The sequence below is a fragment of the Vibrio sp. 1288 genome, from assembly GCF_033344475.1.
On the sequence record NZ_JAWPOX010000006.1, the window covers coordinates 118,842 to 145,809 of the forward strand.

Sequence of the window (26,968 nt, forward strand, 5' to 3'; positions counted from 1 at the left end):
GCAAACGGTTATTTGCGGAGCATGAATGAAAGAAAACGCATATGAGATGCCTTGGCGCACGAACTATGAAGCCATGGCAGCAGCAGGCTGGCTGGTTGGGGCCACTGGGGCAATAGCCGCAGAAATGCTGACTGAGCTACCACCTGAGCCATTTTGGTGGATGACAGGGATTTCCTCGGGCATGGCGTTGTATCGCCTGCCTGAGGCTTACCGTCTTCATAAGTTACAGAAGGGATTAAAAGGCAAACCTTTGGCTTTTATGGCGCTGTCGCATTTGCAAAAAGTGATGGCAAAACATCCTGATGAATTGTGGTTAGGGTATGGCTTTGAGTGGGACCAACGTCATGCTCAACGCGCTTATGAAATCTTAAAGCGGGATAAGCAAACCTTGCTTAACCAAGGTCACGGCAAACAAATGGGTTCAACCTGGATTCATGGTGTTGAGCCCAAAGAAGAAGATGTGTACCAGCCAGTTGGTCACACAGAAGGCCATACCTTAATTGTCGGCACAACCGGTGCCGGAAAAACCCGATGCTTTGATGCGATGATCACTCAGGCCATTTTGCGTAATGAAGCCGTGATTATTATTGATCCTAAGGGAGACAAGGAACTTAAGGATAATGCGCAGCGAGCCTGTATTGCCGCCGGTAGTCCTGAGCGCTTTGTGTATTTTCATCCGGGTTTTCCAGAGCATTCAGTACGTCTTAATCCCCTGAGAAACTTTAACCGAGGCACTGAAATTGCCAGCCGTATTGCGGCACTAATCCCATCCGAAACCGGTGCTGATCCATTTAAAGCCTTTGGCCAAATGGCACTGAATAACATAGTGCAAGGTTTGTTGCTTACGTCACAACGTCCTGATCTGAAAGCACTGAGACGATTCTTGGAAGGTGGCCCAGAAGGCTTGGTAGTAAAAGCCGTCACAGCCTGGGGGGCGCAGGTGTATCCGAACTTTAGTGTGGAGATTAAACGCTTTACTGAAAAGGCCAATACCTTGGCAAAACAAGCCATGGCGATGCTGCTTTTTTACTACGAACGCATTCAGCCCATTGCCGCCAATACCGATTTGGAAGGCCTTTTGAGCATGTTTGAACATGACAGAACCCACTATTCCAAGATGGTGGCCTCACTGATGCCGGTGCTGAATATGCTCACATCAAGTGAGCTAGGCCCATTGCTATCACCGATTGCAAATGATGTGGCTGACAGCCGGTTAATTACGGATTCTGGCCGTATTATCAACAATGCCCAAGTGGCCTATATCGGCTTGGATTCATTAACCGACGCCATGGTTGGCAGCGCCATTGGTTCGTTGCTTTTATCCGATCTCACCGCCGTGGCCGGTGACCGCTATAACTATGGTGTTGAAAATCGTCCCGTAAATATCTTCATCGATGAGGCGGCTGAAGTCGTCAACGATCCCTTCATTCAACTGCTCAACAAAGGCCGTGGCGCAAAAATGCGTTGTGTGATTGCTACTCAGACCTTTGCTGACTTTGCCGCTCGTACAGGCAGCGAAGCTAAGGCACGCCAGGTGTTAGGTAACATCAACAACCTGATAGCCCTTCGGGTGATGGATGCCGAAACGCAGCAGTACATTACTGACAATCTGCCTAAGACTCGGTTGCAGTACATCATGCAAACTCAAGGTATGTCGTCCAACTCGGACAGCCCCGCGTTGTTTACCGGCAATCATGGCGAACGCTTGATGGAGGAAGAAGGCGATATGTTTCCACCGCAGTTATTAGGCCAGCTCCCCAACCTGGAGTACATCGCCAAGCTTTCAGGTGGCCGCGTGATCAAAGGCCGCATTCCTATTTTAACCAGCTCTACACAGGCAGCATAAGGAGTCTGTATGCATCATTCAGTCTGTCTGAAAATGACAATACTTACCAGTAAAGAAATGCTCGCTCAGTGGCAGCAACATAACCCCCAGTTCAAGGAAACCTTAAGACTGCTTGAAACCGACTGGCCTCATGCTTTGGCCTCGGTGTATTGCTTGGCGGACTACTTAACGGATGCGTTCACGTTAGATGGCCATTCCATCTTTGATTTGTGTCTGTGCAATGGCTTGGGTAGTTATGAAGAAGTCAGTTGTGATGATGACAGTGTACGCCTTTGGCATTTCATTGAGGCACTGACCTGGACTGCCGCCAGTGCTTTAACGGGGATTCGGCTGCGTGATCCTGACCATTTCGAGTGGGCTGCCGTAGATGGTGTGTATTTCTACTCCTGGATTCGTAATCGTCCAAATCGGATGGCGTATTTGGCTGAAGGACGCATCGATGTGCGTTATGTCAGTGGTCATACGACGACAAAGCGGCTTCAACAAGTGATTAAAGCCCGGATTATGACGCCAACCGTTGCAGCCATGCTGGCGCGAGTAGAAGAGGATGTTTGGCATGAGCAAGCATAAGTCGGTTTGGCTGCTGTGTCTGGCACTGATGCTGGAGATTATTGCCATTGGCGTGTTAGTGCCCGGTGATTGGACTGGCCGGGTCATTAGTAAAGAGAAGCAGATGATCCAAAATCAGTTGGGCGCTCAAACAAGCTATTGGATTGGTCAAACTAGCCATGGCTGGTATCAATCATGGGTTGTGGATACGCAGATGGAGCAATCGGTGCGTGATTTTCTAATCCCCACTGAAGAACAGCGACTGCGCTCTAAAGGGATGGAGAGCATGGGAGGCTTTTGGTTTGTCTGGGTAGAAGACCGTATTCAGGCATTTTTTGATGTGTTGTACCAAGTGTTCACGCGATTTGCTTTGCTGATGGTCTGGTTGCCCTTTGCGCTTATTCTCATGTTACCGGCGTTGTGGGACGGCTTGATGACCTGGAAGATTAAGAAGACAACCTTTGATTTTTCGAGCCCTATCATTCACCGCTACAGCATGATTATCCTGGGCTCAGGCGTCATTTTGCTGTTTATGGGATTGTTTGCCCCGCTGGCTATTCCACCGGTGGTACTACCGTCGATGATCATCGGTTTGGCATTGATGGCGGGGTTGGCGTTAAGTCACTTGCAGAAGAAGATTTGAGGCCTCGGTTAATGGCCACCAAGACAGGATGATATGAATATCTGGCTTATTCCTATCATCATTTGATTCGATTGTGGGTTTGATTCGAATCATGCTATGATTTGAATAGACTGTTATTTAAATCAAAAAGGCGACAAGATGTGGATCTGGCAACAAGCTGATTGGCCAAACTTTATCTGGGATGAAAAAGTCATTGAACCCAAGTTACGCGACATTCGCTTTCACCAAGGAATGTTGTTGGGCAAGATGTCGAGCCAACCTAAAGACCAAAAGCAAAGTATGTTAGACACGCTATTGGCGAACATTATTCATTCGAGTGCCATTGAAGGTGAGAAGCTCAATGCTTTTTCTGTTCGTTCGTCCTTGGCTAATAAGCTCGGTCTTTCTGAAGAAAAACCATTTCCAACCACTGAACGCACTGATGGCTTAGCAGAAATAATGTTAGATGCGGTGGAGAATTTAGTCTCGCCTCTCTCACTTGAAAGAATATTACAGTGGCATAAACGACTATTTCCTGAGGGTTATACCATGTTTAATTCTGTGATAGGAGGGCAGTTACGTGGGGATGAGCCTATGCAGGTTGTATCGGGCAGAATAGATAAACCCACGGTGCATTTTGAAGCGCCAAGCCGAGATGTGCTTGAGTCTGAACTGGACGTGTTTATCCGCTGGTTTAATGACTCTCGTAAGGACCCCGCTCTAGACCCATTGCTTAGAGCTGCGATAACACATCTTTGGTTTGTGACGCTCCATCCTTTGGATGACGGCAATGGCAGGATCACCCGCTTACTTACTGATTTGGCACTGGCGCAAGCTGAGCGTCAATCAGTCCGTTTCTATGCAATGTCAGTGGCGATTTTAGCCAACCGTAAAAGCTACTACGAAATATTAGAGCAATCCCAGAAAGGTGAACTTGATATTACCGCTTGGCTTATGTGGTTTTTAAACACCTTAGGTGAAACATTTACCAATGTGCTTGAAGAAATCGACCAAACGGTTTTTAAAACAAACTTCTGGCGAAATGTCGATCAAACGCAACTGTCCTCAGAGCAAGTAAAAGTGCTCAATCGAATGCTTGATGGAGATTTTGACCAAGGCATTAATACGTCGCAATACCATAAAGTGGCGAAAGTGAGTAAGCCAACCGCTTCTCGTCATTTAGCGGCTTTGGTCGAGCTTGGTTGCTTGGTAAAAAGTGAAGCCGGGGGGCGGAGCACTCGGTATAAACTGGCGCACGTGAGTTAAAAATACGAACATTGAGAGAATACGCCAATATAACTAGCGACAGTTTTCAGCTAGTTTAAGGTTTGCGTGTTCGAGCGATTTTGCGTGTAAGTTTCCGTTCGATGAGAGCAAATTCGCGACTTAGTTTATGATATTCACGAGCAACACTAGGATTTTTAAGTGCTTTTTCTTTCAATGTTTTTAGAGGCATCAATTTTACCCCTACGCTAGTTCATAAGGCTGGACGTGTAACGAGGCCTTTTGATTTTTGAGTACTGACAAGTCATAAGCGCTTTGCAGGCGCAACCAGTGGTCAGCAGTGGGCTTAGCAAAAGCCAGTTCCAAGCGTACGGCCATTTCCGGAGTGATTGCACCTCGTCCGTTCAATGCCTTGGATAGGGTTTTACGGCTTACATTTAAGTGCTCTGCAACATCGGTAATCGTCAACTCCAGCGGCTCGATGACCAACTCTTTTAATATCTCACCAGGGTGAGCAGGGTTATGTATAGTCATAGTGATAATCCTCGCAGTTAACAATTTCCGCATCACGTCTGTTAAATCTGAATGTAACGTGCCAATTATCGTGCACTAATTGTAACCCTTAAGGTTGCGATATCAATCTGATTGTAAGTACAGAATCACTAAGCCACCTCAAAACCTTCAAGAATTCGGCATCTAGCTGACCACTGAACCTGCCAATCCCAAGGCATTCTTCACTTCTCAATTCAAACAACGAGGAGTGACTATGGAACCTGTGACTATTCCGTCCTATATCGATGAACCGCCGCACTTCCTGCTTTGGAGTGCCGATGAAATGGCTCCCATTCTGTTGGGGCTAGTGATCGGCATTTTTACCGGTAATGCCTTGGTTTTATGCCTGTTGGGGTTGGTGACAACCAAGCTCTATCGGCGTTTTCGTGATGGTCGCCCAGATGGTTTTATTCTTCACGCCATCTACTGGGCTGGGCTGTTGCCAACCAAAGCCAAGACGATCCCTAACCCATTTATCAGGAGCTATCTGCCGTGAAGTTCGACGTGTTTTTAAAATCATGGCAAGGCACGCAATTAGAGAACCGATGGCAGCGGTTCCTGATTGCGGTGCTGGTGCTATCTAATTTGCTGCTTGCGATAGCGGCATTTTCTCGCAATACCGTGGTAGCCATTCAACCACCAAACTTGTCTGAAACGGCTGAAGTGTCACGAAACCAAGCCACTCAACCTTACCTTGAATCCTGGGGGCTCTACCTGGCTGAGCTTATGGGCAACGTGACGCCGGGTAATGTGTCCTTTATCCGGGTTGCCATTGAGCCGCTACTTTATCCAGCGGTGTACCAGCAAGTGGTCGATGCACTGGAAATTCAGGCAAGGCAAATCCGCGAAGACCGAGTCACGCTCAAATTCCAACCCAGACAAGTGGAGTATGAGTATGAAACCGGCCATGTCTTTGTGACCGGTTATTCCTTGGTTTCTGGGCCATCTGGAGATGAACAGCGCCAAACTCGCACCTATGAGTTTGATATCGATATTGAGCAATACCGTCCAAAGCTCAGTTGGATGGATACGTATGAGGGGCAAGCTAGAACGAAGCGCGTTCGTGAAAAGTTGACCCAAGAGCAAAACCGGAGGGTGAATGATGCGAACCAAAATTAGTCGATGGATGACACCAAGCTTAATCGCAATGAGCTTGAGTGGCGTCCTGTTATCTCAAGCGTCGTATGCAGACGTGGAATTGCCGATTGTGCCAGCCAGTGTAATGAAGCAGTCTGCTACTGCAAATCCACCGACTCAAACCAATACGGCTTCAACGGATGTGCCAACAACGCTGCTGATGACGCCGGGGATTAATGAACTGATCCCTGTAGCACTTGGCCATCTGAATCGAATTGTGACGCCGTTTGAATCGCCGCAGGTGAGAACAACCAGTGATGCTCAGACGCAAATCAAGGGGAATGTTGTATATGTGGCCATGGACAAAGAATCACCGGTTTCACTTTACATCACTCCGCCTGGTCAGGAAGCGCCCGCATTATCTGTCACCTTAGTACCTCGTCGTATTCCACCGCGTGAAATCACCTTAGCTATTGATGGTCAGCAGTGGCCTATTAAGGGCGTCGTGAACCGAAAAGCCGCCACTTGGGAAACGGCTCAGCCATACGTCGATAGCTTACGTGATTTACTCAGACGCCTTGCACTAAATGAGTTACCACAAGGCTATGACATCCGTTTAGCTGGCCAAACTGACACAAGCCCGAAATGTTTTCAGCCGGGCTTAAAGTTTGGTTTTAAACAGGGGCAAATTGTGACGGGGCATTACTTCACCGTCTATGTAGGGCTGGTTGAAAGCTTTGCCGATGAGCCGATAGAAGCCAGTGAAATAGCCTGTCATGCACCAGATATAGTGGCAAGCGCCTACTGGCCTCGCAATATCTTGTTGCCGGGTGAAAAGACTGAGTTGTATGTGGTTGTTCGCAATCATCGTGAAGAAGCGGTGGAAAGTCAGCGACCTTCGCTTCTTGTGGGAGGTGAATAACGATGAAAGCACAATGGGAACAAATGAGCCCGAACATGAAGCGGGGCCTATCGGTTGCCGGTATTGCTGGTGGTCTCATCTTTATGGTGATGGTGTTTTCACCTACTCCTGAGGATGGCTCAAGCAGTCGGAACCGACAGGAAACGATCCGGCACATTCTTACGGATACCAATACTCGTGATGTTGGGGTCGATAGTTTGGCTGCGAACGTAAAACTACTCAGTGAGCGCAATGAACAGTTACGTCGTGAAGTTGAGCGCTTGCGTCGTGACGTCGATTCAGGACGGCTAAGCCCAGGTTCGCCTTCTATTCCAAGTGAGGTCAATGCGGAGTTGGCCCGCCTTAGAGCGGAACTTGATGATGTTCGCGCTGGAGGTGATGCAGCAGTTGAAGGCACAAATAGTCGTTTTGAAGTGCCTTTATCTGCCATGGAATTACCTAAAGACGAAAAGCCGCTGCCATCTAACCCAGACGATTATTTTGCCAATGCGCCGCTGCCTGATCCGCTCTATCAGCAGCCAGCCAATGGCCAAGGCACACGAGCACGAGATGTTCCATTGCCGCCAATCACGATTCGTATGATTGAGCCTGAAGTGGTTGCTGAACCAGACGTTGTTGTGCAAGAAGCGCCGCCTTTGTATCTACCGGCGGGCAGCATCATCTCAGGTACTTTGATCACAGGTTTGGATGCCCCTACTCACGAGTCCGCAAGACGCGAACCTTTTCCTGCATTGCTGAGGATTCAAAAGGAAGCCATTTTACCCAACCGATTTAGAGCGGATATCAAAGAGTGTTTCTTGATCGCCGCAGGTTACGGTGATTTGAGCTCAGAGCGTGCCTATTTGCGAGGCGAGACCATTTCATGTGTAAGAGAAGATGGTGGCGTCATTGAAACGCGACTGGATTCTTATGCCGTGGGTGAAGACGGCAAAGCCGGTATTCGTGGCCGATTGGTGTCGAAACAAGGCCAACTGGTGGCCAAATCAATGATGGCCGGATTCCTACAGGGCTTGGCAGGCGCATTTGATGTAAATCCTGTTCCGACGATTCAGACGGGTAATGCTGGTGATACTCAGCTGTACCAGCAAGTCATGAACCAAGAAGCATTACAAGGTGCTGCGATTAAAGGCACCGGTAAAGCATTGGATCGCGTGGCCAAGTTCTATTTGGACATGGCTGAAAATATGTTCCCAGTCATAGAGGTAGACGCTGCAAGGAAAATTGAAGTCATAGTCACTCGTGGGGCCTCGTTGTCGTTGGCCACTTCGCAAGGGGGAGGTGCAAGAAGATGAAAAAATCCTGCATGTTGCTAACCGATCGAAGTCCATTTCAGACAATAAGATGTGTATCCAGAGGAGAGTTAACCATGACGACATCAATGCAGAACAACCCAAAGCTCCAGTCAAAACAGTGGTCTAAAGCTGGATTACTTTTATTGGCAGTCGGCTCAACCTTATTGTCTGGCTGTAGTTCATTGGGTCTTGGGAGTAGTGAATATGGATGCCCAGGTATGCCTGACGGTGTGCGCTGTTTATCCGCTCGTGAAGTCTATGAGCTGACCACTAATGGCGCTGCACCCAAGACGATTGATGCTGTGGCGACTCGAATTGGTTCTCCCTCTGGGTATTCACAATCTGATTTAGAGACAGGACTGCTGAGCCATCCTGCATTACCTGAGACGCAGCAATCTGCACCTCTTCGCATTCCTTCAAGGGTGATGCGGATTTGGATTGCGCCTTGGGAGGATGACCGTGGAGATCTGAATTTATCCAGCTACGTGTTTACCGAAATTGAACCGCGCCGGTGGGATATTGGGGTGTCAGCACCTCGAACGGTTTCGCCAGTGCTACGTCCACTTCAGACTCAAAGCGATTCAGCCTCAGCGGGAGCTGATGGTAAGCGCGATAACTTGAGTATCTACGGAGAAACTAACGAATGACAAATGCAGTTCGCACCATTCAAACTCAGCGCCTAATGACTATTGGTGCGCTTGGTTTAATGGCGTTAATGATTTCGGAGCCCTCATTTGCGGGCACCGGTGGTGATGCTTTCACCGATGTGTGGGATACCCTAAAAGACTGGACCCAAGGTACTTTGGGACGGATCGTAGCGGGAGCCATGGTACTGGTGGGTATTGTGGGCGGTATCGCTCGCCAAAGCTTGATGGCTTTTGCCTTGGGCATTGGTGGCGGTATGGGTCTCTACAATACGCCAACAGTCGTTGAAAGTGTCATGTCTGCAACTTTACCTGTTGTTGCCAGCACTCAAGAAGTCATTGGCACAGCAGTTCCAGCGATCAGCGCCGTTTTACTGGGCACCTGATAATATTGACGGCTTCTCTTGTGAAAGGGGAGCCGTCATCTCAGTCTATCGACAATGATTTTTCGATATCGCAGATCCTTGCCATGAGTACTAAAGGATCAAACGTCGATTCTTTGAAGCCAAATTTCTTGTAGAACGTTTGCGCACTACCATCAATAGCATGGACTAAGATTCCTGCTCCACCGACAGCGTTCATTGCTTGTACTGAGCGAATGATACAATCTTTTAAAAGACCTGCCGCAATGCCTTGACCTTGATAGGCGTTATCTACTCCAAGCCTGGCTAGAATCACCATGGGAATGGGATCTGGACTATTTCTTCTTAATGAACTGAAAGCTTGCTCTCTGGAAACTGATCCCATGGCAATGGCATAGTACCCGACCACTTGATGGGCGTCAGTGTCATTGACCACATACACCCTCGCGGTTCCCCGCTTTTGACTCTTTAACGCCTGTTTTCTTAACCAAGTATCGAGCTCTTCAATGCCACATTGAAAGGCATTAAGCTGGTGCTCATCAGTGAGGAGGGTTGGTGCACTTATTCCCAAGGCGCTTTCCTCTTAAACAGATCTTTCATACCTTCAAGAGTCTGTGGCTCTGCACGAAGTTCGTTATCAAACGCTTCAAAAGCCTTTGCTTCTAGAACAAAATCCCGCTGTTCTGCCAGTATACTATGCGCTTCATTGAGCGCTGCTTGCTGAATGAATACGGTTCTATCAACTTTTTTTAAACTTGCTGCGGCATCGATGATGTCTCTTACCGATGGCAGTACTCGCATGTTGATTGGGGCTGTCTTTGTAGCCATGACACCATCCTCTGTATATCTATTTAATACACAGTTTAAATGACTTTTCCGTGTAGTCAATGGATATACGAATTGTTGGGCATGAAACTTTGAAAGTAGGTCAGTTTGATTTCGAGGGTGTGTAACTCTTTTTGGTTTAAAACATTGCAAAAATTAACACCTAGGGTTTGACTGCTCCCCTCCCTAAAGGAAGGGGATTCTTGTTTCAAGGCGTTATGCCCGAAGTTCATTAGAACAATCGGGACTTACTTACGCTCCACAAGCTAACACCGCTTGCCCAGCGGCTTTGATATTAATAGCGGCATTGGTATCACGGTCTAAGCCCGCTTCACACGCTGGACAAGTCCAATGCCTTATATGTAACGGTAGAGAATCAACTACGTGACCACAGCAATTACAACGCTTACTAGACGGATACCACTTGTCAATCTGGACAAGTGTTCTGCCGCGCCATTCTGCTTTGTACTCAAGCTGCCTAACCATTTCGCCCCAATTGGCGTCACCAATGGCCTTAGCAAGTCGCGGATTCTTGACCATGTTTTTAACGCTCAAACTCTCACAGCTAATCACTTGGTTTTCGTTTATCAACGTAGTGGTGAGTTTGTGGGTAAAGTCGCGGCGGCAGTCGGCAATCTTCGCCTGAATGCGAGCAACTTTGATTCTGGCTTTGTGGAAGTTGGCAGTTCCTTTCTTCTTCTTGGAAAGGCGGCGTTGCGCCTGAGCCAATTTCTTCTCGTACTTTGCAGTATGGCGGGGATTGCCAGATTTAAACCCGTCAGCGGTAATCACAAGGTCGGTCAAACCCAAATCAATACCCGTTGTCTTTTTGGTAACAGGCAGTGGTTTAGGCTCGAAGCGGCACAGCATAGACACGAAGTAGCGGCCTGCACTGTCTTTCGAGATAGTGACGGTAGTTGGTTCGCTAGGAAGTTCACGCGACCAGCGAATATCAAGCGGCTGTTTGGACTTGGCAATGTAGATATTGCCATCTTTGAACTTAAACGCCGACTTCGTGAATTCTGCGCTTTGCTTGCTGCGCTTCTTCTTAAAGGCTGGATACTTCGCCCTTCCTTCAAAGAAGTTCTTAAACGCAGTTTGTTGATGGCGCAAAGATTGTTGGAGCGGTACACACGACACGCTGTTAAGCCATTCAAACTCAGTTTGCTTCTTGAGTTCGGTCAGCTTAGAGCTTGCCGTGTTGTAGTTAACCTTTTTGCTTTCGTTGTAGAAAGCGTCGGTACGCCATTTAAGGATCGCGTTGTAAACGAAACGCACACAGCCGAAAGTCTGCGCAAGCAATTGAGCCTGTTCAGTCGTTGGGTAAAAGCGTTGTTTAATAGCGATTTCTTTCATGGATCACAAGAATACAGTTGTTTTTGTGAAAGTAAATATTAACATTAACCAATCGGGTAGTTTTTGCTTCTTCGGAGCAACCGCTATCCCTCCTCGCCCTAGAAGGACGGGGTTTCTCGCGGGATTTAGATGAAAGCTATACCTTTACAAATAGTGCGTAACAACAAGTGGCACCCTAGCAAGGCATCCAATTCTTCAATCTATCTAACCGAGTCCACATAGGACAACTGCATAGACTGGAGCCTCGATTTACATTAACGAGGACTCCTCATGCGAAAACTATCTCCAATTATTCTGGCGCTTGCACTGTCTCCATTGGTTCAAGCTGAACCTGTGTCTGAAGTGTCGCCCGTTGGCAAAATTGACGGCATGGTTTCTTTACCTGTCACGGGTATGAAAGCGGTCGAAAGCAATGGCCGTATTGTTTTCATGTCAGACAGTGGCCGGTTCGTCATTGATGGCACGCTCTATGATGCCTGGTCGAAAAAGCCGCTTACCAGCCTTGAAGAAATTCGTGAAGCGGGGAACACGCTGGACTTAAGTCGTCTTGGCTTAAAAATGGATGATTTGAACCCACTGACGCTGGGCGAAGGCAAAAAGAAAGTGGTGGTCTTTGTTGACCCACGATGCCCGCACTGCCATGAGCTTTTGAAACAAGCTTTACCGCTAACCAAAGAATACACCTTCCAAATACTCCCTGTGCCAGTGCTTGGTCCTGATTCAGAGCGTCAGGTTCGCCAGCTTGGCTGTGCGCGTGACAAGAAAGCGGCCACCGATGCATTGCTGAATGGCCGGATTGGTAACCTAGAGCAGGATGATGCCTGCAACTTAGAACCAATGCAGCGTGCCTTGGTGACGGCTCAAATCCTAGGCATTCAAGGTGTGCCTTTCGTTGTCGCCAATGATGGTCGCATCAGCCGAGGCCGTCCTTATGACCTTTCTGCTTGGTTGGAGGGGATTTAGATGAAAGCCTCTCTGTATTCAGGGCAACGCGCTTCAGAGCTCTTGCCAGTATTGGCCTATTCAGACGATGAGCAACTGTTTTTCATGGAAGACCAGAGTGTTGGCTTTGGTTTTCTATGTGACCCATTGCCGGGTGGTGATGAGTCTGTTGCAGACAGGGTTAATGTTCTACTCAACAACGACTGGCCAACAGACACTTTGCTGCAATTTGGCCTGTACGCCTCGCCCGATATTCAAACCGACCTTCAGCGCATGATGGGCTTACGGCATCGTCAATCCGATCCATTGCTCAGGGCGTCGATTCGCAAACGTGCGGATTTCCTCGATGGGGGCACGGTTCAACCGATAGAAGAATCGACCCAGACTCAGGTACGCAACTTTCAACTGATCGTCACCTGCAAATTGCCTTTGGAAAGTCCTATACCGACGGAGCGTGAGTTGAGTCGAGCATCCGCGCTTCGGGCTTCTTTCTCGCAAGCGCTGGCAACGGTTGGTTTTCGCGTCACGGAGATGACTGACCGAAACTGGCTCGCGGCATTAAGTGCGCAGCTTAACTGGGGAAAAGATGCTTCCTGGCGTAATCCATCACCAATCCGCAGTGAGGCAGATAAACCACTTCGAGAGCAAGTGTTGGATTATGACCGAGCTATCAAGGTGGATAGCCAAGGTCTGATGCTGGGCGATTACCGAGTTAAAACCTTATCGTTTAAGCGCTTGCCTGAGCGGATCTGGTTTGGTCATGCCGCAAGTTTTGCGGGCGATATGATGACGGGTAGTCGCGGTTTACGCGGAAGCTTTTTGCTGAATGTCACCATTCACTTTCCCTCAGCCGAGGCGATGCGATCTCGTCTAGAGACGAAGCGTCAATGGGCGGTCAATCAGGCCTATGGCCCGATGCTCAAGTTTGTGCCGGTGCTTGCAGCCAAGAAAAAGGGATTTGATGTTCTTTTTGAAGCCTTGCAAGAAGGTGATCGTCCTATTCGGGCAAATATGACCTTAACGCTGTTCTCACCAACGGAAGAGGCGTCCATCAGCTCTGTTTCAAATGCTCGAACCTATTTCAAAGAGCTCGGATTTGAGCTGATGGAAGACAAGTACTTCTGTTTGCCCATTTTCCTGAATGCCTTGCCATTTGGTGCTGACCGCCAAGCGATGAACGACTTGTTTCGATTCAAGACCATGGCGACACGGCATGTCATCCCTCTGTTGCCTTTGTTTGCGGATTGGAAAGGTACTGGCACGCCGGTGATTAATTTTGTTTCCCGTAATGGCCAGATCATGAGTGTATCCCTTTATGACTCGGGCAGTAATTACAACTGTTGCATCGCGGCGCAATCGGGGTCGGGCAAGTCTTTCCTAGTGAACGAAATCATCTCCTCCTACTTATCTGAAGGCGGGCAATGCTGGGTGATTGATGTTGGCCGCTCTTATGAAAAGCTGTGTGAAGTTTATGACGGAGAGTTCTTACAGTTCGGGCGGGACAGTGGTATTTGCTTAAATCCGTTTGAAATCGTTGAGGACTATGACGAAGAAGCGGATGTACTGGTTGGGTTATTGGCCGCAATGGCCGCACCAACGCAGTCATTAACCGATTTTCAGATGGCCAACCTAAAGCGTCAGACCCGTGAACTGTGGGAGAAAAAAGGTCGTGCCATGTTGGTTGATGATGTGGCAGCGGCTTTAAAAAATCATGAAGACCGACGTGTGCAAGACGTGGGTGAGCAGCTCTATCCGTTTACGACACAGGGCGAATATGGCCGTTTCTTTAATGGTCACAACAATATTCGCTTCAAAAACCGTTTCACTGTTTTGGAGTTAGAAGAGCTCAAGGGGCGCAAGCACCTACAACAAGTGGTGTTGCTTCAGCTTATCTACCAAATCCAACAAGAGATGTACTTAGGTGAGCGGGATCGTCGCAAGATTGTGTTCATTGACGAAGCTTGGGATCTGCTGACTCAAGGTGATGTCGGTAAGTTCATCGAAACGGGTTACCGTCGATTTCGAAAATATGGCGGCAGTGCTGTAACGGTAACGCAGTCGGTCAACGATTTGTATGACAGCCCAACAGGTAAAGCCATCGCTGAAAACTCGGCCAATATGTACCTGCTTGGCCAAAAAGCTGAAACCATCAACGCGCTCAAAAAAGAAGGCCGCTTGCCACTAGGTGAAGGCGGCTATGAATACCTGAAAACGGTTCATACCGTCACGGGTGTCTATTCCGAAATTTTCTTTATTACCGAGATGGGCACCGGGATTGGCCGCCTCATCGTCGATCCGTTTCACAAGCTGTTGTACTCGTCCCGTGCAGAAGATGTAAACGCGATTAAACAGTTAACGCGCAAAGGCCTTTCTGTTGCTGATGCCATCTCTCAGTTGTTGAAGGAGCGAGGCTTTGATGAATAAGACCACGCTTTGGCCATTTATGGCCTCTATTACTTTGTCTATTGCTGGTAGCGGTTTAATGACCAGCTGGCTCTTAATGAAAACACTCGAACCCATCCACAGCCAGTTGGCGTTAAGTACGCCCATTGCAGTCGTGGATTTTGGGGAGGCGGTGTTGTCACTGGGCCCCAATGCCAGCGAACAAGACATCGAGTCCAGGTTGCTTCAGACCAATCAGCAAATTGAAAAGTTAAAAAAAGCCGGTTTTATCGTGCTGGATGCCCAAGCGGTGGTGGGTGCTGATGATTCCGTATTTGTGCCAGTAGGCTCAAAGGAGGTGTCTCATGCAGATACTCCGTAAAAGAATGCCTTGGCGGCCATACCTCATCCGGTTGACTGTTCTTGCGTTAATCATGGCCTTGGTAGGCACCTACGCCATGATGCGCTACCGAATAGGTATTGATACCCAGCAAGAGCGCTGCCTGCCTGATACCACGGTGTATCTGATTGACCTATGGAATAAAGAGCCCGTTAAGGATGGTTTGTATGCCTTCCACTCAAAAGGACTCGCTCCGTTATATAACGACGGTACTCGGATGCTGAAACGCCTAACAGGGATGCCAGGGGATGAAGTCAATGTGACGCCTGATCATGTGCTGGTGAACGGTGCTGAAGTCTCTACCGGCATGGCATTAGCCCAGCGTCTTGGTGTGGCCGAATCACAATTTAGCCGCTCATTGACGCTGCAAGAAAACGAATATTGGTTTTCCGGCGAGGCTGCAACGAGTTTCGACTCCCGCTATTGGAATGCCGTTAAGCGCGAGCAGATTGTCGGTCGCGCTTGGCCGCTTTGGTAGGAGGTAGATGATGCAAAGACTATGTCTCTTATTTTTGTTGGTTGCTCCATTGTCTTGGGTTCAAGTGTCCTGGGCACAAGAGCCTTTTCTGTTGTCTGACGAAGACAAAAAGATCGTCGAAATGAGCCGCAGCATTTTACAAAGTGCTGTGCATGGCTCATCTGAATTTATTGAGCCTTTTGCACCGGTTGAACAACCTGTGTCGCTCAAACACAGCGATGAATGGTTGATATTTGCGTCGTCCTCACTGGGGGATTCCTCACTGAAGCAGCTATTTAAAGAGGCCAGTGCTACCGGCGCTATTGTGTTGTTTCGGGGAATTCCTGAAGGAAAGACCTTGGGGGCGGCTATCCGTGATTGGCATACGCTGATGACGGGGCTTGGTCCTGTTCCTCATGTTCGAATCGATCCGAAAGCCTTTGTGCACTGGCGGGTGACTAGCGTGCCTGCCATTTTCCGAATAGAAGATGACAAGGTGACTGCAAGTGCACTAGGGGTTTACAGCAAGGACTGGTTGCAGCGTCAAATTGAAAAAGGCAATACCGGTTCATTGGGTCAACGTGGTCCTATTCATTCCATTTTAGAACCGGATTTGATGCAAGTGGCGATGCAGCGTTTACAGTCGCTTGACCTGGGCGCATTAAAGAAAAAAGCCATTGAGCGTTTCTGGTCTCGCCAAACATTTACTGAATTACCCAAAGCCACGCAGTATCGGATAAGAATGGTTGATCCAACCATCGTCATACAGCGGCCACTATTGGATGCCAATGGCCGAACATTGATCCCAGCAGGAACGCGTATTAACCCGCTAAAAGCCTTGCCGTTTACTCAGCAGCTTGTGGTGTTTAATGCGTCGAACGCTGAAGAAGTGGACGCAGTAGCGCATTGGCTTGAGACGCAAGATAGGACACTGCGCCGCATTACGCTTATCACCACGCAGCTCGACCGTACTCAAGGTTGGAATAGCCTCAATGCGATAGAAAAGACATTGGACAGTCCGGTTTATCTTCTCAATGCCTCGCTAAAGCAGCGCTTTGATTTGCAAGTCACCCCATCGTTTGTTCAAGCAAAGGGGCTCGCGTTTGAAATAGAAGAAATTCCAGCAAAGGAGCTTGTTCATGAAAAAGCTCAATAATACGTATCGTCTGATGCGGACTCTCGTTGTCATGCTTGTCCTGGGCGCATCTATTCCTGCAAAAGCCGAATTGACTTGCCCAGACGCGGGGTTATTGTCCGGCAAGTTGCTGACGGATGTTTGCTGGTCATGCATTTTTCCTATCCGGGTTGCCGGTCTTCCTCTTGGCTCTGGCAATGTCCCAAGCGGCGCATCAAACAAGTCATTTTGCTTATGTGAAGACAACTTAGGCGTGCCAAGGCCAGGTATTGTTACCAGCATGTGGGAGCCAGCGCGTCTGATTGAACTGGTCAGAACGCCGGGTTGCTCGCCTTCCCTGGGAGGGATTCGTTTACCGTTAGGTGATAGGCGATTGCAAGGTGGTCATGGCGAGGGTGAATACGATACCGGTGATCTCGCTTTCTACCATTATCATTATTACGCCTTTCCGCTTTTGGTCATGCTCGATTTGTTCATGGATGGCAATTGCAATGCCGATGGTTACATGGACTTTGACTTGATGTATTTGTCGGAATTTGACCCAACATGGCTGAACGATGAACTGGCCTTTTTTACTCAGCCTGAAGCGGCTGCCGTTGCCAATCCATTGGCTATATCTGCTTGTACCGCTGACGCTGCCTCATCGACACTTGGTAAACCCATCGACCAGTTGTTTTGGTGTGCTGGCAGTTGGGGCCATCTCTACCCGTTATCTGGTCACACCTTAGCTTTTGGCTCATTAGCAGAAAACACCAGCCATTTAGCGGCGCGAGCAATCGCAGCTCAACACAGGCGTGGTCTTGCAAGGCGAACAATGGGGAACAGTGCGCTATGCCGACCTGTTATCGAACCCATGCTGCCGAAATCCCAATACAAGATGAGTATGTTCTTCCCTGTACCAGAAACTGAAAGTGCGCATGTCATCGGTGAAAGCACCATGAAATGGGGAGAGTGGCGAACGATCCCCGGTGCCGGAGAAGATGCGCTCTACATTTTGTGGCGCTGGCAAGACTGCTGTAACTCGGGAGGTTAACCATGAAACCAAAACCTTTTACCCGAGTTTTAGCGGGTGTTTTATCAATCACTATGGCGTGCTTGCCCTTACATGGTGTGGCCGCTGATGTGCAGCGCCAATCCGGCTTAAGCGGACAACAAGAAGGTAAGCAATTGCTGCAAAACTGGACGATGCCCGCACTCAATGGCAATACATTGTCGGTGCCGAATGGCAGTGGTAATGAGACGATTAACTTGCAAGAGCTTTTCCCTGGTATGGATCAGGGCTCATTGGATGTCTTAACGGGCGTTTATGGCTCTGATGCCAGTATGAATCAATTGGGGACGCAGCGCCAAGAGAGCATGGCATCCGAAAGTGGCGCTACGGGTGAAGCATTTCGCTCGCTACAGCAAATCAAAGACAGGTCTCGGCCAGATATGGTCAATGATCCGCTTTGGGCATTAACTGACGCGGTTCAAACTGACCCCAATCTATTAACCCAAAGCTTCCCCGGCTGTGAGTCTCAAGGTGAAGGCAGCCCAAATTACCAGCAATGTGACAGGCTCAATACAGCGGTTAACAGCTGCACGATTACTCACGATTACACGGCAGGCATTATTGAGCATGTTTCAGGGCCGATGAACCTTCGCTCTTGTGGTGAGGGTTGTCTTGAGGTTTGGATAGGGCGAATTGGTGACAACTACTGGAGTGGCCGTTGTAAAGTATTTGAACAGGCCATCACACTCAAAGTCGTGAATCCCGATGCGATTACCTCTGCCGTTCTTGAGTACGCCAAATGGGATGACTACATGCAAGTGTGGCTTGGCGATCAGAAAGTCTGGTCTGGGCCGAACAATAACTTTCCACCAGAAACGGCAGGTCGCTGCGAGCTCAGTACCAGTTGGGAGCGCAATCCAAATACCGATCTCACTGCCAAGCTAAAAGCGGTAGAACCAGGTTTAGAAGTGCCGGTAAAAATTCGCGTATCGGTTACGGGTAGTGGTGAGGGGTATGCTCGCATCAAGGTGCGCTTTGATCCAACCAAGGTGGTGATGAATGATGGTTGGTCACCGCAATCCTGTATCGAACAAGCAGCGGATATACCGGCGAAGTTTTCAGATTATAGTATTCAATGCACGGATCAGCCTTCTTCAACCAACGGATGTACGGTGGTCAATGGTGTTTCAGTTTGTGAATCCTATTTTGCCCCAAGCCCTGTGGCTGGCATATCGCCTTTGTGTCGGCGTGTACAAGTGAGTGTGGATGACGAAAGCTATAAGGGAATTGAAAATCAGGCCTGCCAAGTGCTTGAAGCGAACCCTTCCTGTGGCTTCATGTCGTCAGAATGTGCCGAGACCAATGATAGAGGTGAATGCATTCGTTTTACCGATACTTATGACTGTGGATTACAAACCAGCGATCCAAAGTGCGTAGTATCCAATCTTATGCCGAGTAGTTTTGAGGCCTGTGAGCCTACTCAGACGATTACGCCATTTACTGAAACCAAGCATGTACCGGATTACCAGGTGTGCGAGAAGATCAGCACGCTTACTCAGTGTCAGTTAGAGCGACGTGTATCCGCTGAAACCCATCAACAAAGCTGGTCCATTGAGCGTGGTTGCTTTAGCTCCGAAACGCTCAGCTTTGTTCCACAGCACAACAGTACTATGCAAACTGGAAACGCGACGCTGAGGATTTTTGATAATCAAAATACTGAGATAAAAATCACCGAGTCGCCATCCAAGGCAAATGGTTGGAAAACGACACTCTCACTGACGGGCAATAAGGAAACGGTGACTGAGACGAAACCGTCCATTAAGTACCCTGAAATGACCTGTCCAAAAGGAACCTTGGTTGGCTCATTGTGCAAGGTCGTTAATGGGTCGATTATTTCGTGGCATGAACCGCAGGAAGTCACGCGTTCCAGATGTGAGTCCGGCTGGAACAAAGTCGATTTCGATACTTGCAGCCGAGAAGTTCAGAAGTGTTTGGCTCCTGCGAAACTGAGCGCTTCATTGGCCTTCTCTGGAAAGTACTTAGAGCAGGAGGTTGTTCATCAATCAAGTGATCCGGTCATAGACCAATGCTTGATGCAAACGGATCAGTTTACTGCGGTGCAGTGGCAGTGTTTGGATACGGGCACAAAACGAATCGACGGGTTAACGGTTGGTAGTGGCGAGTTGGCCAATCTTGGAAGTCTTTATCCGGCGGTTGTTTCGTCTCCTGCTCATTTAACCAGTCGTGGCAGCTCTGATGGACTGGGGTTCTCATGCTGGAGGGCAAGAGCGACCTACAATGCTTCGACTGCTCACCCAGAGTTCAACATGGGCAGCTCAGATAGCTGGGTAGATGCCAATGGTAATATACAAACCATCGTCAATAACGGACAAAACACGACCACCAATACGTGTGCCGCGCTAGAGCAAAACCCGGCCTGCCAGTACGTCAGAACCGAATGCACTGAAGGCGGGGCTGGTCATGAAGGCTTCTGCTATATCCAAAGTTTGGTGTATGACTGCGGACAAAGCGTTGAAGTGCAAAACGCACGAATGGAAACTCAATTCAACTGTGAGGGGCCAGTTCGCTGCATGGGCACTGATTGTTTAGAGCCAGAGCCAATCAAGCAGGCTAACTTTGCAGAAGCCGCTGCGATGCTTAATGCGGCGCAGTTTATGACCAATGATATGTCATGTACGGGAGCTGATGGCCAAGACAACGTCGAGTGTACGGTCTTTAAAGGTAATGCTGGCCAGTGCAAAAAAGCCGTCGGAGGTATAGTGGATTGCTGTGAAAAGCCAAGTGGCATTTCGCTATCGGACTACATCACGATGATAGTGGCGGTTAACAAGCTTGATACGGCAGTCATGGCCATGAATCCGTCGTCGGCAATCTATGGTTCCTGGAATACGCTCAGGGAGCCAATCACGAGCACTTGGAGTGCGGTCAAAGAGCCTTTTGTGTCTGCATGGGACTCTCTCATGGGGGCTGGGCCATCAACGGCTGCTGGCGCGGGAGCGGAGCAAGCTGCGACTGGCTTCATGCAGGTGTTGACCAACAAAACGGCTGAATGGGTAGGAACTACCTTTGGTTCGGGGGCGCAATCGGCACTGTTTAGTAACGTTGGTGGCGCGGTTGGAGCCGATGGTGTTGTTTCGGGTGGTAACTTCGCGCTGGGTGGCGCTGCGGGCGCGGTTCTGAGTACGGTTATGACGGCCTACATGATTTATTCAGTCACCATGATCCTCATTCAGCTTATCTGGAAATGTGAGCAGAGTGAGTTTGAGATGAACGCCAAGCGAGTATTGAAGAGTTGCCACTATGTAGGTTCTTACTGCAAGTCTAAGTTCTTAGGTGCCTGTGTTGAGAAACGGCAATCATATTGCTGCTTTACTTCGCCGCTTTCACGGATCATTCAGGAACAAGTACGTCCGCAATTGGGCCTTGGCTGGGGCAGTGCCAAGTCACCAAACTGTGAAGGTTTGACCGCTAGTCAGTTAAACCAGGTGGATTGGAGCCAAGTCAATCTGGATGAATGGATAGGTATCTTATCGATCACGGGCAACCTACCCGAAGTACCGTCACTGGATCTGGAACGGCTCACAGGCTCAGGAAGTACGCTAAACGTGGATGGAAGCCGTCAAAGTGCCGCAGACCGAGCTATTGAAAGGCTAAACGGAATGGATGCTCAGAAACTGCGTCAGGAGGCGACGGAAGAAATTTCGGGGAATAATTGAGCACGTCCTTCTAAAATAGCTGCGCCAATAATGTTCCATTTTGGTTACTTTAATGAGCGTAATTTGCCTTAAGGTAACCAATTTGGCACTTTGTGTCTTTTATACTATCTGTTCAGCGTGTACGCAACCTACTCTGAGTTTTTACTATTTTCAGACTTAGGAGGCTGCTGCAAAAAGGAAAAGCTGATAGTCTGGCATATATCAAATTTATGATAAAAGGAAAATTAATAGTGCCTAATTTCGATCAAAATTTTGAAGCTACTCGCTTGGCTATGCTTTCAAAACAACACCCTGACATTGTGAAGGTGTCGGGTGAGGTAGTGTTTCGTGCGGAAGATGACGAAGACCGCCTAAGCGGAACATCTTGGACTCTTGAAGATGACATTTTTGATCAGGTCACCGAGTCAGGCTTCAAACTACACTTGCTTGAACTTCTGGATAATTTCATAGAATACCGAGGTCAATGTAACGTGCTTCCGAAAAAGGAAGGGATTGTACGTTTCGGTGGTGGCACTTTAAATATTGAATGGCTACCTAATGGAACTACTCATCTATCCAAATGATGTTTTATAAGAACCAGCCTGAGTTTTCCTATGGATGATAAATATGTTTCAGAAATAGACTGTCTTGATAAGTTAATGGTTGCATGGTCAGAGGCATTCCCGAAGGATTGGTATTTCAACTACGATGGAGTGATTTCAACTGAGGACTGGGATAGTTGTGGTAAAAAAGTTTTGTTTGTTTTAAAGGAAACAAATGAAGCAAAGCAAAATATTGTCAACGCTATTAATAGAGCTATTGAGGTGAAGGCAAGTGGATGGTGGCGAGGAAAGGTTCTTCGTCGGGTGGGGCGTTGGGCTTACGGACTTCAAAAATATGATGGGGCTGTGCCGTCACTGAGAGATGCTAAATTAAATGAAAAAAATGCAGTTAAGAATATTGCATACATAAATATAAGGAAAACATCTGGAAGTGCGCGAACCGACCAAAAATCATTTGACGCCCATGCCAAAGAATTTGCCCCTTTTGTTCGAAGGCAAATTGAGTTGATTAACCCTGACATTGTTGTGCTTTGCGGCACATATAATCAAGTTAAACGTTACGTATTCCCTGAGCTTAAAAAAGTTAGCGAACGAGTGCATGTTAATGACGGGGTTGTCTTCATCAATGCCTTCCATCCTGCCGCAAGAAAAAAGTCGGCAATGCTTTATCATCAGGTACTTGATAACTACCACGCTTACAAAAATCATATATACCGAATCAACTTGAAGATGCTGGCTTGAGAACCTGAAAATTATCATTAATTCGAGATGTCAAGGAGCCTGCGATCTCTGGAAGAGTCACTGCAAAAAATTGGTCTATTGCCGCCTTGAAGTCCCGTTTTCTTTTGAAGTAAACGTTGTTCCTCGACTTCTCATTCATTAGTTTCCATAGCCGCTCGATTGGGTTGAGGTTTGGACTGTAAGGTGGAAGATAATGCAGTTCAATATTCAGGACAAACGCCGCATCTTTGACTAAGTCCGTCATTCCGCAGCCAATTTCAGAATTAAAACAATGTGATCCAGTGATCGTTTACAAATGTTAGTGCGACAGACCTCTTGACCGCGATCCCCAGTTTTGATCTATTACTGTTATTTAACGGTCACTTTATTATGTCTGCTGCTCAACCTGTCATTAAACGCCTAGATCACTTAGGGCTGATCGCTGCTTTCTGCCATGAAATCGGCTTACCTGGTATTATTGATCGCGTCATTCCCAAGTACTCGGATCATAACGTTTCACATGGCGATGCGGTCTTGGCGATGATTCTCAATGGTCTTGGCTTTCACAGCAGAACGCTGCATATGTTTTCTGACTTCTTCGAGACGAAGCCTGTTGCCAAGTTGCTTGCTAAAGATATTGAAGCTCACCATTTAACGGACGATGTACTCGGACGCACGTTAGATGCTTTATATGAAGCAGATGTCTCCGCACTTTATCAAGCGATTGCAGAGCATGTCGTTGATAAGCTAGGACTTAAAACGTAATCGTTCACCAAGGTAACTTGACTCGATATTAACGGGGGGAACAGCCTATAGATCAAAGATGTTGGGGTACGGTCTCTTCGCCACAACAGCCGTGATGATCTCACTCAACACTGACATTGCCGACAAGCCACGTTTTTTGCAGGTTTCGATGAGGGTATGTATCCTACTGCGGAATTTATCGCCTGCATCCGAGGTCGTTCCGAAGCTGATTTTCCTTTGGATTACAAAACCTCTAATACATCGCTCAGCTTCATTATTGGTTAAGGGGATTGACACTTTCTTGAGGAAAACCCACAAGCTCTCTCTATGTTTGAGCAGTAACTTGCATCGCCCCCGATATCGCTTGACCATGACATCAGTCCCTTTGCTCAACCAATGATCGAACGATTTCTGCAACCTACGCATTCTTCGTAAGTATAGCGCATAATTTAACTCATCTTGTTCATAACGATGCCGAGTATGGAAAATGGCGTTCGTCAGCAAACAAAGATGTCTGCCAATATAAGCGGTGTGGCCACCGCCACTATAATCCGCCATTTGCTGAAGGTTACGCTTCACATGTGCCCAACATAACTGATGACGGTCTGCGGCTATCCAGTTATAGCTAGGGCACTGGTCGCTGACCACAATGCCTGCATAGTCTTCATCAATGACCTTTTTCGCTGATGAGGTCGAGCGCGAATAAAGTATTTGCTCATAGACAAGGTCATCACTTGCCACTAACCAACACCAGCGAAGGCTTTGTTCATCATTTCTGTGATGAGAGGTCTCGTCAGCATGAATCAAAGGTGATCTGAACCAGGTCACCGTTGCTACTGGAAAGGTTAGCGATCGTATCGCGCAGAGAAATAATCGGACGATAAAAAAGTTGATCAAGAAAATGCGATAACCACGCAAACTATCGTGGCAACAACCGTCGCAAGGATCGCATTGTTTCTGGTCCATCGAACTGAGCAAAGGCAATCGAACGGTCTAAGCCAATTGCCTAGTACCATTTTTGTCCCCAACATTAATAACATGTGAGAACAAGATTTTGGGTTACCCGTTAAGAGTGTAGTCAAACACAGAGCTCTGTTTACCAACAGCATTCAGCACGGCTTCTTAAGCCTAGGATAATCCGTAACTTTGTCGCCACTTTTAGTAACAGACGACGATGAAGGCAGCAATGTCGTGTTGTCACTCATGATCACAGCCACCGCACTCGAGATAGTCGTTTTGACCATGTCGTTCAAAAACGATAAGGTCAAATCCGCGGATACGGTACCGCCCTGCATTTTTTCGATACAGGAAGCGCGCTGCGCTCTCCAGATTGAGCGCGTTAGCCAGAGACTTGGTCTGGTTAATCAGTTCATCGGCAGAGCCTGTCATCGGCTGGTTTTTATACTGTTGGGCAATTTTGCTCACACCGCCGGCTTTCTCATCGATGTAGGAGCTGATCATTTCCGCTTGCTCCAATACAAAACTGTTACTTTGAGCCATAATACTCTTAGTCAAAGAGGTTTTTGCTCGTAGTAAGAGGCGAAATTGGCCAATGCAACGGAGGTTGCAACCAGTAAGATAACGGACAATAATAAGGTCCTTTTAATGCCATGTTTTTCATTATTTTTTCCATCTCAGATGGTGATTTATGGCAGTACTAACTGGGTATTTTTTTATATTAGGAGAGTTTTATATCCAATGGAAATGACCTAAATCATTTTCTTGGAAAAAGAGAAGCACTCACATTATCTGAGTGCTTAGCTTCTCACGACATCTAGTGAATTTTTATAACCAACAATGGAGAGAAAATGAGTAGCGATAACGGTGGTGTTCCCCACCCTAGTGGCAAAGCAAACCCAATCGATACGGATTATACCGTTGGTCAGGACAACGTCGTTCTTTCCGTCGGTCCGTTTGGCCTGGACATTCATAACCGGGTTTTCGCCGTCTCAGGCTTAGCGATTGTCATCTTTGTATTTGCAACCCTAATCTTTCGCGAACAAGTCGAACCCCTGTTTCTTCACTTAAGATCTTGGCTCACCTCAAGTCTTGATTGGTTCTTCTTGTTATCAGGTAACATTTTTGTTGTCGTCTGTCTCGGACTGGCCATATCACCGTTAGGCCGGGTCAGAATCGGCGGTACCGATGCCACTCCGGATTATTCCTATTCAGGATGGCTGGCGATGTTATTTGCGGCCGGCATGGGGATTGGCCTGGTCTTCTTTGGCGTTTCTGAACCCATGACCCATTTCACTACCGCGCTGGGCGGCACCACACTGGAAAATGGTGTGCGTACCGACTGGGCACCACTGGGTGGTGCGATGGGTGATACCGAAGCCGCACGTTCGCTCGGTATGGCAGCGACGATTTACCATTGGGCACTTCACCCTTGGGCAATATACGCATTGCTGGCTCTGGGACTGGCTATTTTCTCGTTCAACAAAGGGTTACCACTGACTATGCGTTCAGTGTTCTATCCGCTGTTTGGCGAACGAGTCTGGGGCTTGACTGGTCATATCATCGATATTCTGGCAATTGTGGCGACGGTCTTCGGTCTGGCGACATCTCTGGGCTACGGCGCGTCTCAGGCTGCGACCGGGTTAAACTTCCTGTTTGATATCCCATTGACTGACACCACGCAAATTATTCTGATCATTGTGATCACTGCATTTGCACTGCTGTCTGTACTGGCTGGCCTTGATGGCGGCGTAAAACGCCTGTCAGAAATGAACATGCTGCTGGCTGCACTGCTGCTGTTTTTCGTGGTAGTCATCGGTCCGACAGCCGCGATTCTGCTCGGATTTTTCGATAATATCGGTGCTTATCTGACCAACTTCCCTGCACTGTCGATGCCATTTGGCCGTGAAGATGTGAACTATTCTCAAGGCTGGACATCGTTCTACTGGGCGTGGTGGATTTCATGGTCACCATTCGTCGGTATGTTCATTGCTCGTGTATCACGTGGCCGAACCGTACGCGAGTTTATCGTCTGTGTGCTGATTGTTCCGTCAACCGTGTGTGTGTTCTGGATGACGGCGTTCGGTGGTACCGCGATCAGTCAATACGTCAACGATGGTTATAAAGCCGTGATGGACGCAGACCTGCCATTGAAACTGTTCGAAATGCTTGAAGTTATGCCTCTGCATGAAATTACATCATTCATCGGTATCGTACTGGTCGTTGTGTTCTTTATCACATCATCGGATTCAGGTTCGCTGGTTATCGATACCATTGCTGCCGGCGGTAAAGTGGATGCACCGACACCACAGCGCGTGTTCTGGTGTACCTTCGAAGGCTTAGTAGCGATAGCATTGCTGCTGGGTGGTGGTTTGGCTGCGGCGCAGGCGATGGCGGTAACAACCGGCTTCCCGTTCACTATCGTCTTGTTGATAGCGACAATATCGCTGATTAAAGGCCTGATGAGTGAACCGCGGGTTAAGAAAGCCAAATAACGGTTTACTTTAAAAGACAATGGGCAGGCTCCGTGTCCGAGTTTGTGTAACGGAGCCACTCATTGACAAAGTGACTATTCAGTCTCTCGTCATCAATATGTAAACACATTTCAGGACGAGACACTGATACGAAAAAGCCTCGCAGTGATAACTGCGAGGCTTTTTTATGTAGCATTAAACGCTAATGGCTGAGCA

The 26,968-nt window shown here is 48.1% G+C and carries 25 protein-coding genes and 3 pseudogenes; 21 read left to right on the forward strand and 7 right to left on the reverse strand.

Annotation, left to right across the window (positions count from 1 at the left end):
- The first annotated feature begins 25 nt into the window (after positions 1 to 25).
- The 4 genes from traD to R8O11_RS06710 all read left to right on the forward strand — a co-directional run bounded on the left by traD (position 26) and on the right by R8O11_RS06710 (position 4,283).
- Positions 26 to 1,846 carry a conjugative transfer system coupling protein TraD gene (gene traD / locus R8O11_RS06695; RefSeq protein ID WP_318194011.1) on the forward strand — a complete coding sequence of 607 codons (1,821 nt, stop codon included), beginning with the start codon at positions 26 to 28 and terminating at the stop codon, positions 1,844 to 1,846.
- Positions 1,847 to 1,855: 9 nt separating this feature from the next.
- The gene (locus R8O11_RS06700; RefSeq protein WP_318194012.1) at positions 1,856 to 2,416 is read left to right on the forward strand and encodes a conjugative transfer protein; all 561 of its coding nucleotides are present in this window, start codon (positions 1,856 to 1,858) and stop codon (positions 2,414 to 2,416) included.
- On the forward strand, positions 2,403 to 3,038 hold the full coding sequence (locus tag R8O11_RS06705) for a DUF4400 domain-containing protein (RefSeq protein WP_318194013.1): 636 nt from the start codon (positions 2,403 to 2,405) through the stop codon (positions 3,036 to 3,038). The genes R8O11_RS06700 and R8O11_RS06705 overlap by 14 nt, the downstream gene beginning before the upstream one ends.
- 138 nt (positions 3,039 to 3,176) lie before the next feature.
- Complete coding sequence (locus R8O11_RS06710; RefSeq protein WP_318194014.1) at positions 3,177 to 4,283, forward strand: Fic family protein; 1,107 nt, start codon at positions 3,177 to 3,179, stop codon at positions 4,281 to 4,283.
- Between the two features lie 201 nt (positions 4,284 to 4,484).
- Here the strand turns inward: R8O11_RS06710 and R8O11_RS06715 are convergent, their stop codons facing one another.
- Positions 4,485 to 4,775: a HigA family addiction module antitoxin gene (locus R8O11_RS06715; protein ID WP_318194015.1), complete on the reverse strand. Its 291-nt coding sequence runs from the start codon at positions 4,773 to 4,775 to the stop codon at positions 4,485 to 4,487.
- Positions 4,776 to 5,007: 232 nt separating this feature from the next.
- Here R8O11_RS06715 and traL point away from each other — a divergent pair, with 232 nt between their 5' ends.
- The 6 genes from traL to traA all read left to right on the forward strand — a co-directional run bounded on the left by traL (position 5,008) and on the right by traA (position 9,114).
- A complete protein-coding gene (gene traL / locus R8O11_RS06720; RefSeq protein ID WP_145573979.1) occupies positions 5,008 to 5,289 on the forward strand; it encodes a type IV conjugative transfer system protein TraL in 282 nt (93 codons plus the stop codon).
- The gene (locus R8O11_RS06725) at positions 5,286 to 5,912 is read left to right on the forward strand and encodes a TraE/TraK family type IV conjugative transfer system protein (RefSeq protein ID WP_318194016.1); all 627 of its coding nucleotides are present in this window, start codon (positions 5,286 to 5,288) and stop codon (positions 5,910 to 5,912) included. The genes traL and R8O11_RS06725 overlap by 4 nt, the downstream gene beginning before the upstream one ends.
- Positions 5,896 to 6,792 (forward strand): type-F conjugative transfer system secretin TraK, encoded by an 897-nt coding sequence (locus R8O11_RS06730; protein WP_318194033.1) that lies wholly within the window; start codon positions 5,896 to 5,898, stop codon positions 6,790 to 6,792. Before R8O11_RS06725 ends, R8O11_RS06730 begins: the two co-directional genes overlap by 17 nt.
- Before the next feature lie 2 nt (positions 6,793 to 6,794).
- Positions 6,795 to 8,084, forward strand: coding sequence for a TraB/VirB10 family protein (locus R8O11_RS06735; RefSeq protein ID WP_318194017.1), 1,290 nt, complete (start codon positions 6,795 to 6,797; stop codon positions 8,082 to 8,084).
- 74 nt (positions 8,085 to 8,158) lie between these two features.
- Positions 8,159 to 8,731, forward strand: a complete 573-nt coding sequence (traV, locus tag R8O11_RS06740; protein WP_318194018.1) for a type IV conjugative transfer system lipoprotein TraV — start codon at positions 8,159 to 8,161, stop codon at positions 8,729 to 8,731.
- Positions 8,728 to 9,114 carry a TraA family conjugative transfer protein gene (gene traA / locus R8O11_RS06745; protein ID WP_023584042.1) on the forward strand — a complete coding sequence of 129 codons (387 nt, stop codon included), beginning with the start codon at positions 8,728 to 8,730 and terminating at the stop codon, positions 9,112 to 9,114. Before traV ends, traA begins: the two co-directional genes overlap by 4 nt.
- Positions 9,115 to 9,154: 40 nt before the next feature.
- Here traA and R8O11_RS06750 read toward each other — a convergent pair whose 3' ends face one another.
- From R8O11_RS06750 to R8O11_RS06760, 3 genes are all read right to left on the reverse strand, one after another.
- Positions 9,155 to 9,661, reverse strand: a complete 507-nt coding sequence (locus R8O11_RS06750) for a GNAT family N-acetyltransferase (RefSeq protein WP_023584043.1) — start codon at positions 9,659 to 9,661, stop codon at positions 9,155 to 9,157.
- Positions 9,652 to 9,918 carry a DUF1778 domain-containing protein gene (locus R8O11_RS06755; RefSeq protein ID WP_000212004.1) on the reverse strand — a complete coding sequence of 89 codons (267 nt, stop codon included), beginning with the start codon at positions 9,916 to 9,918 and terminating at the stop codon, positions 9,652 to 9,654. Before R8O11_RS06755 ends, R8O11_RS06750 begins: the two co-directional genes overlap by 10 nt.
- Before the next feature lie 249 nt (positions 9,919 to 10,167).
- A complete protein-coding gene (locus tag R8O11_RS06760; RefSeq protein WP_318194019.1) occupies positions 10,168 to 11,271 on the reverse strand; it encodes an RNA-guided endonuclease TnpB family protein in 1,104 nt (367 codons plus the stop codon).
- Between the two features lie 270 nt (positions 11,272 to 11,541).
- On the opposite strand from R8O11_RS06760, the gene R8O11_RS06765 reads away from it, so the two are divergent.
- From R8O11_RS06765 to R8O11_RS06805, 9 genes are all read left to right on the forward strand, one after another.
- Positions 11,542 to 12,234: a DsbC family protein gene (locus R8O11_RS06765; RefSeq protein ID WP_005396831.1), complete on the forward strand. Its 693-nt coding sequence runs from the start codon at positions 11,542 to 11,544 to the stop codon at positions 12,232 to 12,234.
- The gene (gene traC / locus R8O11_RS06770; RefSeq protein WP_318194020.1) at positions 12,235 to 14,637 is read left to right on the forward strand and encodes a type IV secretion system protein TraC; all 2,403 of its coding nucleotides are present in this window, start codon (positions 12,235 to 12,237) and stop codon (positions 14,635 to 14,637) included.
- The gene (locus R8O11_RS06775) at positions 14,630 to 14,977 is read left to right on the forward strand and encodes a plasmid-related protein (RefSeq protein WP_071701358.1); all 348 of its coding nucleotides are present in this window, start codon (positions 14,630 to 14,632) and stop codon (positions 14,975 to 14,977) included. Before traC ends, R8O11_RS06775 begins: the two co-directional genes overlap by 8 nt.
- Positions 14,961 to 15,473, forward strand: a complete 513-nt coding sequence (locus R8O11_RS06780) for a S26 family signal peptidase (RefSeq protein ID WP_175542028.1) — start codon at positions 14,961 to 14,963, stop codon at positions 15,471 to 15,473. The genes R8O11_RS06775 and R8O11_RS06780 overlap by 17 nt, the downstream gene beginning before the upstream one ends.
- A 10-nt stretch (positions 15,474 to 15,483) precedes the next feature.
- Positions 15,484 to 16,608, forward strand: a complete 1,125-nt coding sequence (locus tag R8O11_RS06785) for a TrbC family F-type conjugative pilus assembly protein (RefSeq protein ID WP_272166220.1) — start codon at positions 15,484 to 15,486, stop codon at positions 16,606 to 16,608.
- Positions 16,592 to 17,620, forward strand: a complete 1,029-nt coding sequence (locus R8O11_RS06790) for a TraU family protein (RefSeq protein WP_256956466.1) — start codon at positions 16,592 to 16,594, stop codon at positions 17,618 to 17,620. The genes R8O11_RS06785 and R8O11_RS06790 overlap by 17 nt, the downstream gene beginning before the upstream one ends.
- A gap of 2 nt (positions 17,621 to 17,622) precedes the next feature.
- Entirely contained in the window at positions 17,623 to 21,315 is a 3,693-nt protein-coding gene (traN, locus tag R8O11_RS06795; protein WP_272166212.1) for a conjugal transfer protein TraN, read from the forward strand.
- Between the two features lie 230 nt (positions 21,316 to 21,545).
- Entirely contained in the window at positions 21,546 to 21,878 is a 333-nt protein-coding gene (locus R8O11_RS06800; protein WP_065274332.1) for a hypothetical protein, read from the forward strand.
- 30 nt (positions 21,879 to 21,908) lie between these two features.
- Entirely contained in the window at positions 21,909 to 22,598 is a 690-nt protein-coding gene (locus tag R8O11_RS06805) for a hypothetical protein (protein WP_005396850.1), read from the forward strand.
- Here R8O11_RS06805 and R8O11_RS06810 read toward each other — a convergent pair.
- Positions 22,576 to 22,836: pseudogene (locus R8O11_RS06810) on the reverse strand (transposase); the annotation flags it as partial. The gene R8O11_RS06805 and the pseudogene R8O11_RS06810 overlap by 23 nt on opposite strands.
- 131 nt (positions 22,837 to 22,967) lie before the next feature.
- Here R8O11_RS06810 and R8O11_RS06815 point away from each other — a divergent pair.
- Positions 22,968 to 23,339, forward strand: a pseudogene (locus R8O11_RS06815) (DUF4277 domain-containing protein); the annotation flags it as partial.
- A gap of 48 nt (positions 23,340 to 23,387) precedes the next feature.
- Here R8O11_RS06815 and tnpC read toward each other — a convergent pair.
- Both tnpC and R8O11_RS06825 read right to left on the reverse strand, forming a co-directional pair.
- A pseudogene (tnpC, locus tag R8O11_RS06820) lies at positions 23,388 to 24,134 on the reverse strand (IS66 family transposase); the annotation flags it as partial.
- Between the two features lie 384 nt (positions 24,135 to 24,518).
- Positions 24,519 to 24,821, reverse strand: coding sequence for a hypothetical protein (locus tag R8O11_RS06825; protein ID WP_213870761.1), 303 nt, complete (start codon positions 24,819 to 24,821; stop codon positions 24,519 to 24,521).
- A gap of 308 nt (positions 24,822 to 25,129) precedes the next feature.
- On the opposite strand from R8O11_RS06825, the gene R8O11_RS06830 reads away from it, so the two are divergent.
- Entirely contained in the window at positions 25,130 to 26,773 is a 1,644-nt protein-coding gene (locus R8O11_RS06830) for a BCCT family transporter (RefSeq protein WP_005396859.1), read from the forward strand.
- Positions 26,774 to 26,968: the final 195 nt, after the last annotated feature.